This is a genomic window from Legionella septentrionalis, from assembly GCF_003989745.1.
In the GTDB taxonomy this organism is placed as follows: Bacteria; Pseudomonadota; Gammaproteobacteria; order Legionellales; family Legionellaceae; genus Legionella_A; species Legionella_A septentrionalis.
Map to the genome: position 1 here is coordinate 48,373 of NZ_RZGS01000004.1, position 12,434 is coordinate 60,806.

Here is a 12,434-nt window from a genome sequence, read left to right on the forward strand (position 1 = left end):
TTTAAAGCTGAATTTTATTTTTTACCAAACGCAGCAATGGATTGAATAAGCGTATTTTACGGGTTATAAGAAATTTAATAAATTGAAAAAAACGATTGTTATTAATGATCAAAGTATTATAAAGAGTCGTTTTAACTTCCCTCACGAGCTTTGCATTAAACACCAGTATTTCTTCATTAAATTCTTTTTCTGTATAAGCAGCAGCGACTTTCTTTTTATCCTTTGCTGCAAATGCAGAAGAGATAATCTCATCGACGCGATGGATAAAGGTTTTATAACTGTATTTTGGATTTTGCGCTATTTCTGCAAATGCAGTATCTGCCATATTTTGTAAATAATCGATGTTTTTGATTTTAGCAATTACTGCAGAAATATTACTGAAATCTTTTTTCAAGGGAATATAGTGGCGCTCGGGAATTAAAATTCCTGAATATTCACCCTCATACAATACAAGAACGGTTTTAAGTGCGATAGCTTCAAAACAACGCGGCGAAATTTGGTTTAATTTGTATTTCCCTTCATGCTCCTTAAGATACATTTGCTGGATTTCCTGGAAAGAATCTTCAGGGTAATTTTGTTGATGAAAATCAATAATTTTTTCAAGCTTACCCGTAAAATCCATCACACTGGCGCCGCTTTCAACGCCTAAGGTGGTTTTGCATGAAGATAAAAAATTAATCCAGTCGATGCCGTATATTCTTTCTTCTTCTTTATAGGAAATATCTACCCTTAAATCAGTATCTGCTGCATATTGCCGCCATTTTTCTACGATAGACCACTTTTCATATGCCAACTCCCCCAACCAATACGGGATCTTTCTGCCGCGATAACCGACATCAATTTCCCTTTCTGCCATGTGCTTATGCTCTGCAAGCTTTGCTAATTTTTCTGGAATGTAACCAGTCAAGTTATTGTATTTTAAGAGATTAGGGAGTACAGCACGACTGTAAATTTTCTCAATTTCTGCCTCGGGGAAACAAGTGAATAACACATCAAATTCAATGAACTCGATTTGTTCCATCAACTTATTGATTTGCCTGTACTCATCCTGCACAAATAAAACTTTTAAACCGCTAAACTCGCGCAATTGTCGCTTCGCTGCAGGCGAAATAAAATGGTCATAGAGCAACGAGAGTGAGTAGTGGACGATGATGGCATCAAATCTAGCGAGCTGCAACTTGGGGGAAAAATCCCCCAAGTTGGAATAAGTCCAAATGGTGTGGTTTGAATAAGTTTCAAATGCAGAAATATGATCAAGAATTGTATTTGCGTTCCCTGTGGGTTTATCGCATAAAAAAAGGATATTTAATTTCATCGCTACATCCTGTTGCCATGCACTTTACTTGCTAGCCTGAATATACAAATCCAATCCCAAATTACGCACCCATTTACTTTCCAGGCAATGCAAACGCGGGTCAAACCGATAAATGGTAAATCGGCCTACATTGAAACAAACCCCTTCATCGAAATTCTCACGCGTTACGCAAAGAAAATCATAATCGTTAAAAATACGCTTGATTTCTTTAACAGAAAAAAAATCAGTTGCGGGGGCACCTTCATCGGCAGCGGAAGCATCATAGGCTTTGCGTTGCTGTTCGGTTGAAGAATGGTATTCCTTGCCCATGAATTGTAATAATAAATTTCTTGAAGTTAATTTAGGCCAGTTCATCCATTGCCTTAAAGAAAATTTATTGTATACCATGATGGATGCTTTGCCGCCTTTTTTCAAAATACGATGGGTTTGCCTGATGCAAGCGCGCAGGTCGCCTGTATGATGGAAGCAGCCAATGGAAATGACATAATCGAAATAATTATCAGGGAAAGGGCAATCTAACATGCTGCCCACACGCACATCGCCCGCAAGTTGATGTTGTTTCAGGCGATGCCTTGCCATCGCGGCGGCATTTTCTGCAATGTCCAAACCATGATAATTTGCTCCATGCAAAGCCAACAATTGGCTTACCGTCCCATATCCTAAGCCTACCTCTAAAACATTTTTGCCTTTTATCTCATCCAAAAAGAGATATTTTGCCAAATAAGGATAATAATCCAGATAAAACCGGTCAAACTTTGCCAGACTTTCCTTACTGGAATCAACCACCCCTAATTCCTTTGCCAGTTGTGTACCACAAAGTTCATTCCAGAACGAACTGTTTTTCTCGTCAATTTCTTCCTGGCTCATAGCTGCTGCAGTCATTGTATCTCCCTATCAAACAAATGCTTATCCGCTGTTTAAAATTATGTACTGACAACCCCGATGGTTCTGCTGCTTTTAAGGTTAAAATCATCATAGTGTGCAATTAAAAGATGCAATATCGATAACCCACTTTCCTCATCGCTGATCTGCTCCACAAAATGTTGCGCAGGGTTCGTTTGTTGATATTGAACATCAATTCCTGCTTGCTTAAACAATGCATCCTCCTGATAGCCACTACTGCCATTGCCGCAGAGATAACGATCTGCACCCACTTGCTGCACTAATTCAATTAACAATTCTGTGGAATTTTTTTGATGTTGCAATTCAGATTGCCTGATAAATCGAGTCTTTAAACCCAGCCACTTCGACAAGCTCATGATGGCATGTATGTTATATTCAACCAGGCTGTCGGAAGGATAATTTAACAAAGACTCAATTAATGGCCAGGCATTGCGGTAGCGTGGATATTTTTTATAATTTAATTCCAGTGTCTTATTTAATTTTTTCAGATGATAATCCTTATCGGCAAAACGCACGCTTTTAATAAGCTGTACGCCAGACTGACGTTGGACAGGTAAACCAAACCAAAAAGGTTCCATACCTTGCAGCAATCGAACGCGGTTACACCATGAACCGGAGCCGCTGCCGCTTTTTGGATAAGCCACTTCATCTAAAAAAATAAAGACGTCCGCTTGCCGTATTTTATCGAAATAGCCCGCCCAGGGAAAAAAATTAGGTTGATGAATAGCACAGGTAATCATAAATGCCTTAAATAACAGAAGTAAAATAACCTTTTATTTTTCTGAAACGGTGTAAACCGGTAAAATACAAAACTGCCGCAAGCAATATTACATAAGACAGTCCCAGTAATAAATTAAGCGAAATCTGATGATAAACCAACGGCTGCCTAAATCCTTCTGTCAAAATATAAAACGGATTAGCCACAGATGCCATTTGGATAGGCTTCGGCATGGAATCAATTGTATAGAATATAGGAGAAACGAAAAGTACCATCATCAACAAATTGGGCAGCACGATCGCCAAATCCCTTAAAAAAACGGTAATAGCAGCAAGAAAAAAACCTAAGCCAATCATAAAAAAATACATGATGGCTACAACCGGAAAAATCATCAGCGCATGCCAAGTGGGAATATTACCATCGCAAAACATAATCAAGCTTAAAAAACCTAAACTTACTGCCAAAGGTACAATCGAAACCAAAATGGATGCCACCGGCAAAATTTCGGTTTTAAATGCCATGTTTTTTACCACGCCAGAATTGGAAACTACCGAATTGGCAGAGTTTAACAACCCTTCGCTTATGGCTAACCAGGGGCCATAGCCGCTAATCAACCAAATGACGTAAGACAGCGTTGTTGTCGCGCCAGGTAGCTTGGCCCGATATACAAATCCAAAAATGAAAGTAAAAATACCTAACATGATAATGGGATTTAAGACTGCCCAAATTCCTCCAAGTGCCGATGCCATGTAGCGATCTTTAAGGTTAATCTTAAAAAAATTGTAAATCATTCGGTAATCAGTTCTATCGAATCCGAACATACGGAAACTTCCTCATTTAGTAAGATAATTTGTGCAGGATATTGCAGTAAAGGCATGCCCCCTTTTGGCGGTCGCTCATTTTTCACTTCAAAAAAACGGGTGAAATGATTGCTGACAAGGTTATCTTCATGAATTTCTACCTTAAGCTGATAATATCCCTTATTAAGCACTAAAGCAGGTAAAGAAAGTTCAAGCAGGAATTTGCTGCCCTCGCTGTCTTTGCAATCATAGCGTTCATGAGCCACAACCAGCCCATCAATCCGCTCGATTATAATGTGCGCGTGAGCCATTCCGGCATGAGTTTGGGCCACAGCAATTTCAATGGCGAATGGGTCTTTTGTATAAAAAATACTTTGTTGGTAATCACTACCGGCTAGTTTTAAAGCAATGCTTTGAATTTGATAATGGGCTTTCTCATCAATTTGGGATATCTCGGCCTGCATGTGCTCCAATTCACGGCTTTGATCTTCTTCTCTCACCTTCTTAAGGTATGCCTGCGTTACCACAGCCGGGGTGTCATCCAAAAGCACCTTGCCTTTCTCAAGCCATATGCAACGATCGCACATGGCTTCGATGGTAGCCATGGAATGAGAAACCAGGATGACAATCTTCCCTTTGCGACAAATTTCCTTAATTTTCTTTGAAGCTTTTTCAGCAAAAAAAGCATCCCCTGCCGATAAGGCTTCATCGATAATTAATATTTCAGGCTCAATGCCGACCAGCATGGAAAATGCGAGCCTTGATTTCATGCCAGTGGAATAAATCTTGACAGGTTTATCGATAAAATCACTTAATTCCGCAAACTCAATGATGTCTGCAATCATAACGTCCATTTCGGCGCGGGATTTACCTTGTATTTGCCCATCCAGATAAATATTTTCCCGCCCGGTCAAGTCCTCGCGCAAACCTATGCCTAAAGTCATCACCGCGGTTACTTTTCCCGAAATGATGACCTCACCTTGCGTTTGTTCGGACACCCCTGCAATGATGGATAAAAGCGTGGATTTTCCCGCCCCATTGCGGCCAATAATACCCACTGTCTCACCGGATTCGATGGTAAAATTAATGTCGCTTAATACTACTTTATCTTGCAAAGATAACGGTTTTTTTGCCGAGGTGTCGCTGCGGAAGGCATCCGACACATGGTGGTAAAAAATTTTGGATAAATGCTTTATTTCGATCCTACACTGCATGATTTTTCTCAAGCTTTAAGCGCCAAGATGGCGTGGCGCCAACATGATGTTTGGCATCAGTTATATGCAGGTTGATAAAGTGCCTACAGACCGAATAACACCTTTTCACAAGCATCGGAAAATTTCCTCATCCTTGCGCAAATTACGAAAAATACCTGAGGCTAGACTATCATTGCCAAGGTGAAACCCGCTTGGTAATTTTTTGCAGTAACCTGCGTGATCCTGTGCAGTGGTGTTCATTGCCAATTCAATTGAAAAGCAGTTCCATTTATTTGCGGCCGATGTTAGCACAAGATAACCATGGCTACTATTATTTGCCACGAACAATTTATATTTGCCGCTAACAATTTACCCAACGATAAGGCTATTTGTTTTAAGTTAGCGACACCTGTAGCCAGATTATACTCATTATTGCTTCATGGTTATCAAGCTGCTGCATGCACCAACTCGATACACTAGACCGTCTAAAAGCGGCGTGTGCCGCTGGTTGTTTATCGCAATTGCGATTGAGCAGCATCCTACTCTAATTGCTAAAATCCAGGCAAATTATTGCAAATTTAAAAACAAAGTGATAAAATATTGAGCCAATTTCGGTATTGAGGTGTAAAACATTGGGCTTCTTTTCCCCCTTGCATGGCATTGTCGAGAATTCTCATTCGTCTCCACATTCAGCAACTATTAAAAGCACGTTAACAAGAAAATTTGCCGACGCATTTGGTTTCTGGGCAGGCGGAATTAACAATCGTTATTATTATGATGATTCTGCAGAACGAAAATACTCTGAGACAGGCGTACACGTAGGGATTTTTGATTATTTGACTTTGGGTATCCCACTGCTTGGGATAGGATGTCTTTTAGCCTCCACTGCACTGGCTCTATCACATTGGTTAGGCACAATTCCCCTCGCTGTTTCCCTGGCCCTGAATGCCCCCTTCTTAGTAGCCCGCTTAATTTTTGGTGCAGTTTTAACCATAATTTCCTCTCCGGTTATTCTTGCAGTACATGCCATCGCAACCCATGCCGCCCGTCAAGATGTAGAGAAAATGTTGGCCTTGCAAGGAAGAGAATTGGACTTGGAGAAGTTCCTAACTGCTCGTCACTTCATTTCTCATCCAGAAGAAATTGACGAGAACAACTTACCACCAGGCTATAATCGGGAAACCTTTTTAGCCTTATTACAAGAAGTTGGTAATACTTCGCTGACCTTGGCAGAATTTTTAAAAAATAATAACCTGCAAATGGAGGATTGCGATACTGCTTATACGGAAATTGAAGGTGAATCCTCCCTCCAGCTAGGCATACAACACGGTCTTAAATTCTTCAATGTAACTATTCCTGCTTCTGCTGTAGAACAAAAAGAGAGGCTCACTTCCTTCTTAAAATTTAATTTTTTTGCCACTACCGAAATTTTGGAAAACAGGGCGGCAGCTCACCCCCATATTGCTGAATTTTTACCCAAGTAATAGTTAAGCTTTTGTCTGACTTAGGTAGTGTGCAAAACACATACCAGAGTCAGACTTTCTTGGGTAGTAATTTACATCATATGGCTTTTCTCTATTTTAACTGCCCAGGGCAGTCTAGTCATAGCATGAGCATCATCTTTAGCCCCAGTTACTTGCAGTTTAATGCCATTTCCATACGTCCAACTGCGCGTATCAATTTTTAAATTATCAACCGTTGCATCCAATGACTTTAAAAAAAGATTCAAATAATAATCGCCAGCAATTAATGGCAGCTTTTTAATTTTTATACGACAAGAATTCATCCCCGGCTTAGGATGAATTTTAACAAAATCTTCGTTTAATAAAATTAATTCCCACCCATATCCTGCACGAAAAAGATCCACAGAATAACTTACTGCAAGGGAAACAGGTTTCTTGACTAAAATATCAAATGCAATTTCGCAATCGCGGCCACTTGCAAATAAGTAAGAATCTTGAGGAATTATTTCTGCATATTCTCTTGTTGGTACCGGCAGTTGCAAATATTGCTGCACCATGTTTTCGGAACTACCGTGCGCCACGATTTGTCCTTTTGCAAGAATATAGGATTGTTCGCAAAGCTTAAGAACAGCTGCCCAATCATGCGTTACCAATATACCAGAAGCACCATTTGAAAAACGCTCGCGCAAACGTTTCCAACATTTCGCCTGAAAATGCTCATCGCCGACCGATAGTAACTCATCGACTAAATAAATTTCATGCTGCAATTCGGTGGCCGTGGCAAAGAAAAGGCGTGCTGACATGCCGGAAGAATAAGTATAAACCGGCTTGTTAAAATCTTCACCCAGTTCGGAAAATTCCTGGATATTCGTGATTAATTTCTGACGTTCGGATTTTCCTATGCCGAAAATCTCAAGATAGCGATCGGCATAGGCGCGACCGGTTAACCGGTTGTTGCCCATACCCCCCATTTCGAAAAGACCGCTAATTGCACCATTGGCTTTTACTATCCCGGTCGTCGGTGGATAAACACCCCCGAGGATTCTTAAAAGAGTACTTTTGCCGGCACCATTTCGCCCTAAAATTCCTACGAATTTTCCCTTTGGTACCAACAAATCAATATCAGCCAGTGCATGAAAAGCTTGCAAGTTTTTATGGGGATCGCAAAAAACAATTCGCCAGTTTAAATTATCGTCGATGATGTAGAAATCTTTTGACAATTTTTTGCAATAAAGAGCGTAGTCCTGTGCAGTGTCGTTCATTGCTAACTTCAGCTAAAATAGGTTCCATTTTAATTTTCGGGTGATGGTAACACAAGATAATGTTAGCTACTATGATTTGCCTTGCAGAAAATGATAGTGAAAAAGTTTGCCCCCAATGGCCTGACTTTTATAAAGAAATTTGCCAGTGATCTTATGATGCCGGGGCAAGCACCGGCATCATAGCGACTGGTGATGGTTAACAGACCCTAACAGGACAGCAGAACAAGAGGAATGCACATGCGTGGAGAAAGAGTAACACTAAGACCTTTATTAAAAGAAGATTCGCCCCATTATTTTAAATGGATTAACCATAAGGAATTAGTCCTTTGCAACGCAGCTTTTAAGCCTGTATCCGAGCAAGAACACGAAGCTTGGTTTTCTAAGGTTACATCTGATCCAAACGCCGTACTTTTTTCAATTGTGGCGAACCAAGACAATCGGTTAATCGGTAGCTGCTCGCTTAGGCGCATTAATATGCTGCATAAGAACGCAGAATTGCAAATCCGCATCGGTGAAATCGATTACCATAACCGCGGCTTTGGCAGTGAAGCGGTGCATTTATTAGTGCAATATGGATTTGCAAATTTAAATTTAGAGAGAATCTACCTTCATGTTTTTGCAAATAATAAGAAAGCAATCAAAGCTTATGAAAAATGTAAATTTCAGCAGGAAGGCATTTTGCGAAAAGCCGCATACGTTAATGGCAGCTACATCAATGTCCACATTATGGCAATTTTAAAAGACGAAACTTATTGAATGCTGTTATTCAAGGTAATTCCCGCCCTGTTAGCCCATGTTGTAATTATTAAACCAGAGTGATATGATATTGACCATATTTTTTGCATGGTTTTACTAATGGGCTTTTTTTTTCCTCTCAATAGCATAATTGAAAATTCGCATTCGTCGCCGCACTCTGCAACCATTAAAAGCTCTTTGCAAACTAAATTTAATGATGCATTCAATTTCTGGGCCGGCTCGTTCGTAGAAACTCCTCACTATTATTGTAATAGCTCTTATAACCCTGAAGGCTACCCTCAAGATTCTTTCCGTCCCCGCAAGGCATCACACGTAGGGATTTTTGATTATTTGACGTTAGGCCTTTCATCACTGGGAATATTATTTCTTCACCATGCCTGGGATCTCGCGACCAGGCATTGGCTGGGTACAATTCCACTTGCTATTGTTGCCATGCTGAATACTCCTCGGTTTCTTTTCGGCATGATCATGACTATAATTTCAAGCCCAATCATTCTCGCGGTTCATGCTGTTGCTACCATTTGTGCTTACAAAGATTTTCAAAATATGTTGGCTCTCGAAGGAAAACAAAACGGCTCCACTGGTAAAACGATGGCCGATTTTTTAAAACTTGCAGGCAACCCTTGTGTTGAAGATTTGCACCCTGAAATTAACGTGGAAAATGATACAATTCACCTGTCCATTAAAAGCGGGATGAATTGCTTTTCTGCAGAAGTAAATGCTGCCGATACAGAACAAAAAACAAGAATTACTTCATTCTTAAAATTTAATATTTTTGCTACTACCGAGAAAATAGAGCGTGACGTGCAAGATAATCCTAAGGCTGCACAGTTTTTACCACAATGACTGTTAACCCATTGAACATTGTTTCTATCAGGCTGTGTAGAGCAAACAACGCTGCAAAGACGTAAGCCAGCATTGATTTCTTGCCCTTTTTTGTTCAATATGATACCATATTGTCTTTTATTTGACGGAGTCTTACTGACATGGGTTTTTTTTCTCCTCTTAACAGCATGATTGAGAATTCAGAGTCATCACCGCATGCAGCAACTATTAAAAGTTCTGTGCGAACCAAATTTAATGACACATTCAATTTTTGGGCTGGCTCCATCGTAGAAACACCACACTATTCCTATAATCCAACCCCCAGCTTTTTTGAGCAGCCGGTAACCAGGAAAAATGTAGGGGTCTTTGACTATTTAACCTTTGGCACAGCACTTCTAGGATTACGTTTCTTCGAATATTCTTATGAACTGGCCAGCAAACACTGGTTGGGCAGTATCCCGCTTGCTGCCGCCATCATCATCAATGCCCCTCTCATTTTGGCCCGTTTTATTTTTGGGATTGCCATGACTATCCTTTCAAGCCCGGTTGTCCTAACAGTGCATGCCATTGCTTCCGTCTATGCTTACAAGGATTTCCAGAATATGTTGGCCCTTCAAGGACAGGTAATAGAGAATACAACCAACAGGCAAATTAACCCCAGCATCACTTTAGACGATTTTTTAAAAGGCATAAACAATCCCCATATAGAAGATTTAACAGCTCATTCTTTTGTTAATAACCAAAATAGGTTTTGTCTGAAGATTAGTCAGGAAGGAGCTCCTTATACTTTCTACACAGAAGTTTCCCCTTCTGATGCAGAGCAAGTAGCAAGACTAGAATCATTTCTAAAGTTTAATATTTATGCAAATACCGACAAGCTGGAATACCAGCCTGAGATGGTGGAAAAATTTATTCCAGCTGCCACAAGCATAGCCCCGGGTAGATCGCAGCAATTTTCACCCCGATAATTACCTGCTTACTGGCTGCTGCGACTTTCCTGCACTGGTTTCTAGCACCTCAGGAGAAGTCACACGTCTTTGTAGCCAGCTCGAAAGCAATGCTCACAAAGTAAGATTGTCTTTATTTCTGCAATTGCTTGCCAGTATTTCTTGAGGCGCTGAAGCTTCCACATCGATTTCCGGAATATCGGTTGAGCGCATACTGGCAGGATCAGGAGCCGCAACAGGTTTAAAAAATATATTTTTATTTTTTTGAGTCAGGATTTCAGGGTGCAAAATCTCTTTACTTACATTTTTTTTAGCCTGTTTTTTCCAGAAATTTTCCCAATCCTTACGTAGATCAACAGGATTGCGAGCGCCTGCTCGTCCTGGACCCTCGCTGTGGGGAGTATCTGCATGATAAACAATGTTTACATCATACGTCTCATCTCCAATGATTAAACTTGCAGGAATGTAACTCAAAAGCTCCTCACTGCTTTCTCTATACATATCGGTACGGGAGCCTCTTAAATTAAAATCAATGTTTGTAAGATCATGCCCTAACATTTGCTTTACTCCACTTAATGTTAAAGCAGAGCGGCATTCACCGCTAAATATTTGATTTTCTTCTTGCGGAGAAAACTCAAGGTTTACAAAATTATGAGACCAGCTGGGTTTCTTCCTCGCCAGGTTAAATATTAAGCCAAAACCACCATGACTGCTGCCTTGTTTGGTGAATGCCTTTAAAAAAATGATTTGGGCATCTAAAATTTCCTTAAACCTGCAGGGATAAACTACATACGCATGCGTAAAACCCGCTTCATTGGGTTCAACGGTTGTAGAAGGAAGCAAAGCGGCGGCAGGATCATCATGAGCATTGTGGCCTACTTGCAACAATTTGCCTTGCTGATCAGCAACCAGGTAATTAAATGGAATATCTTTTACTGAAACTATTTCGGGAGTAAACATATTATTTGCCCTAACAAGACTAAGCGATCAATATTGCATAATTCGCTACCACGAACATGCGTACACTTTACCTTGGAAAAAGTGTGCATAACGTTAAAAGGGTGATCAGCTAAATAATTGATCATAAATTCGTTCATAGCGCTCGGCACAAGCATCGGCAGCATGCCATTTGAGTGCGTACTGCCGGCTTTGCGCACCGATGGTTTTTCTAAGTGCCGCATTTACGACTAAATTTTTTAGCTCATCATAAATTGTTTTTTCACTGGCTGAAACCAGTGGGCATTCAGCAAGACATGCCAGTTTGTCTTCTTCTCTAAATTCGTATTTATTTAAATAACAAATGACCGGTTTGCCGAGCATCATCCCTTCACGTGCATTGGCACCATAGCGCCCATAATTCAACTGATCCACGATGATATCGGATTGAGCTTGGTAATAACGCACGACCTGATTGGGCTGATCCGTAATAAAAATTAAACGGACTGGGTACCCTTCCTCCTGCAAACGCTCTACGGCTGCAAAAACAAACGGTGTCCCTTTGATGTTTTTAGTTTGGGTATTGCGAAAATTATAGTTACCCACTGCATGATAGATTAATACTTCACCTGTTTCTTTTTTTACACGGTGTTCATCCGGGATGTGCAAATCAGGCGACCAAAAATCAGGATCAAGGCACATGGTGGTGGGTTCACGGATCACTTTATTACCAGGTTTCATATAATCCAAAGCAGGCAGCGTTTCTGAAAAAATTAAATCACAATACTTATGTACTTTCGCGCCCCAATCCAAATTTTTTTCATTCGCACAGACTTCTGTATGATCTTGCCATACACAGCGATCACAGACATTTAAACCATTGTCGGCAATAGACCATTGGCTCACCATGGTTTGCGACGTGCCACTGTTGCAGCCGCTTATCGAATAAGCTATTTTCTTATGCAATTTTTTCCAGGCAAGAATATCAGGTGGCTCCTCAATAAATGCATATTCCGGATAAAAAGACAGATAACCGTCTCCTGCAAAATGCATCAGTTGAAACCTTGCTTGCGCATATTGAAAAAAGTGGTTGATATTTTGCTGGAAAATAACCGGATTACTGTCGTATAGATTTATATCTTCTCCGTGATAAAAATTGGCATTGGCTCCATCCACCGGCTCCAGATTCACTACCACAGCATCCCAACCGCGCTTGCGCAGCGCTTGCGCTAAATAGTAAAAATGATAATAACTCTGTCTGTAAAATACTACGCTGCGTCGCTTTGGAAATAATTTTTTAAGAAATTTCATAATGT

The 12,434-nt window shown here is 40.4% G+C and carries 12 protein-coding genes; 4 read left to right on the forward strand and 8 right to left on the reverse strand.

Annotated elements, in window-relative coordinates:
• Nucleotide 1: 1 nt before the first annotated feature.
• Genes ELY11_RS02770 through ELY11_RS02790 form a run of 5 tightly spaced genes read right to left on the reverse strand, consistent with a single transcriptional unit; the run spans nt 2 to nt 4,950 of the window.
• The gene (locus ELY11_RS02770) at nt 2-1,315 is read right to left on the reverse strand and encodes a hypothetical protein (RefSeq protein WP_127032489.1); all 1,314 of its coding nucleotides are present in this window, start codon (nt 1,313-1,315) and stop codon (nt 2-4) included.
• A 24-nt stretch (nt 1,316-1,339) separates the two neighbouring features.
• A complete protein-coding gene (locus ELY11_RS02775) occupies nt 1,340-2,197 on the reverse strand; it encodes a class I SAM-dependent methyltransferase (RefSeq protein ID WP_126953100.1) in 858 nt (285 codons plus the stop codon).
• A 41-nt stretch (nt 2,198-2,238) separates the two neighbouring features.
• The gene (locus tag ELY11_RS02780) at nt 2,239-2,958 is read right to left on the reverse strand and encodes a WbqC family protein (RefSeq protein WP_126953099.1); all 720 of its coding nucleotides are present in this window, start codon (nt 2,956-2,958) and stop codon (nt 2,239-2,241) included.
• A 7-nt stretch (nt 2,959-2,965) separates the two neighbouring features.
• On the reverse strand, nt 2,966-3,727 hold the full coding sequence (locus ELY11_RS02785) for an ABC transporter permease (protein ID WP_199739149.1): 762 nt from the start codon (nt 3,725-3,727) through the stop codon (nt 2,966-2,968).
• Complete coding sequence (locus ELY11_RS02790) at nt 3,724-4,950, reverse strand: ABC transporter ATP-binding protein (protein WP_126953097.1); 1,227 nt, start codon at nt 4,948-4,950, stop codon at nt 3,724-3,726. The genes ELY11_RS02785 and ELY11_RS02790 overlap by 4 nt, the downstream gene beginning before the upstream one ends.
• Before the next feature lie 611 nt (nt 4,951-5,561).
• Between ELY11_RS02790 and ELY11_RS02795 the strand changes: the two genes are divergently transcribed.
• Nucleotides 5,562-6,413 (forward strand): hypothetical protein, encoded by an 852-nt coding sequence (locus ELY11_RS02795; RefSeq protein ID WP_126953096.1) that lies wholly within the window; start codon nt 5,562-5,564, stop codon nt 6,411-6,413.
• 71 nt (nt 6,414-6,484) lie between these two features.
• Here ELY11_RS02795 and ELY11_RS02800 read toward each other — a convergent pair whose 3' ends face one another.
• A complete protein-coding gene (locus ELY11_RS02800; RefSeq protein ID WP_126953095.1) occupies nt 6,485-7,654 on the reverse strand; it encodes an ABC transporter ATP-binding protein in 1,170 nt (389 codons plus the stop codon).
• Between the two features lie 237 nt (nt 7,655-7,891).
• On the opposite strand from ELY11_RS02800, the gene ELY11_RS02805 reads away from it, so the two are divergent.
• The 3 genes from ELY11_RS02805 to ELY11_RS02815 all read left to right on the forward strand — a co-directional run bounded on the left by ELY11_RS02805 (nt 7,892) and on the right by ELY11_RS02815 (nt 10,203).
• Complete coding sequence (locus tag ELY11_RS02805) at nt 7,892-8,410, forward strand: GNAT family N-acetyltransferase (RefSeq protein WP_158614949.1); 519 nt, start codon at nt 7,892-7,894, stop codon at nt 8,408-8,410.
• 99 nt (nt 8,411-8,509) lie between these two features.
• Nucleotides 8,510-9,256 carry a hypothetical protein gene (locus tag ELY11_RS02810; RefSeq protein WP_126953093.1) on the forward strand — a complete coding sequence of 249 codons (747 nt, stop codon included), beginning with the start codon at nt 8,510-8,512 and terminating at the stop codon, nt 9,254-9,256.
• A 140-nt stretch (nt 9,257-9,396) separates the two neighbouring features.
• Nucleotides 9,397-10,203: a hypothetical protein gene (locus ELY11_RS02815; RefSeq protein WP_127032490.1), complete on the forward strand. Its 807-nt coding sequence runs from the start codon at nt 9,397-9,399 to the stop codon at nt 10,201-10,203.
• 93 nt (nt 10,204-10,296) lie between these two features.
• Here the strand turns inward: ELY11_RS02815 and ELY11_RS02820 are convergent, their stop codons facing one another.
• Together ELY11_RS02820 and ELY11_RS02825 are read right to left on the reverse strand one after the other, a co-directional pair.
• Nucleotides 10,297-11,142 (reverse strand): hypothetical protein, encoded by an 846-nt coding sequence (locus tag ELY11_RS02820; protein WP_126953091.1) that lies wholly within the window; start codon nt 11,140-11,142, stop codon nt 10,297-10,299.
• Nucleotides 11,143-11,247: 105 nt separating this feature from the next.
• Nucleotides 11,248-12,429 carry a glycosyltransferase gene (locus ELY11_RS02825; RefSeq protein ID WP_127032491.1) on the reverse strand — a complete coding sequence of 394 codons (1,182 nt, stop codon included), beginning with the start codon at nt 12,427-12,429 and terminating at the stop codon, nt 11,248-11,250.
• Between the last annotated feature and the right edge of the window lie 5 nt (nt 12,430-12,434).

What these genes read in the sequence shown, in the direction of transcription:
- ELY11_RS02770 (WP_127032489.1), bottom strand. Translation starts at nt 1,315, where the DNA reads ATGAAATTAAATATCCTTTTTTTATGCGATAAACCCACAGGGAACGCA.
- ELY11_RS02775 (WP_126953100.1), bottom strand. Translation starts at nt 2,197, where the DNA reads ATGACTGCAGCAGCTATGAGCCAGGAAGAAATTGACGAGAAAAACAGT.
- ELY11_RS02780 (WP_126953099.1), bottom strand. Translation starts at nt 2,958, where the DNA reads ATGATTACCTGTGCTATTCATCAACCTAATTTTTTTCCCTGGGCGGGC.
- ELY11_RS02785 (WP_199739149.1), bottom strand. Translation starts at nt 3,727, where the DNA reads ATGATTTACAATTTTTTTAAGATTAACCTTAAAGATCGCTACATGGCA.
- ELY11_RS02790 (WP_126953097.1), bottom strand. Translation starts at nt 4,950, where the DNA reads ATGCAGTGTAGGATCGAAATAAAGCATTTATCCAAAATTTTTTACCAC.
- ELY11_RS02800 (WP_126953095.1), bottom strand. Translation starts at nt 7,654, where the DNA reads ATGAACGACACTGCACAGGACTACGCTCTTTATTGCAAAAAATTGTCA.
- ELY11_RS02805 (WP_158614949.1), top strand. Translation starts at nt 7,892, where the DNA reads ATGCGTGGAGAAAGAGTAACACTAAGACCTTTATTAAAAGAAGATTCG.
- ELY11_RS02810 (WP_126953093.1), top strand. Translation starts at nt 8,510, where the DNA reads ATGGGCTTTTTTTTTCCTCTCAATAGCATAATTGAAAATTCGCATTCG.
- ELY11_RS02815 (WP_127032490.1), top strand. Translation starts at nt 9,397, where the DNA reads ATGGGTTTTTTTTCTCCTCTTAACAGCATGATTGAGAATTCAGAGTCA.
- ELY11_RS02820 (WP_126953091.1), bottom strand. Translation starts at nt 11,142, where the DNA reads ATGTTTACTCCCGAAATAGTTTCAGTAAAAGATATTCCATTTAATTAC.
- ELY11_RS02825 (WP_127032491.1), bottom strand. Translation starts at nt 12,429, where the DNA reads ATGAAATTTCTTAAAAAATTATTTCCAAAGCGACGCAGCGTAGTATTT.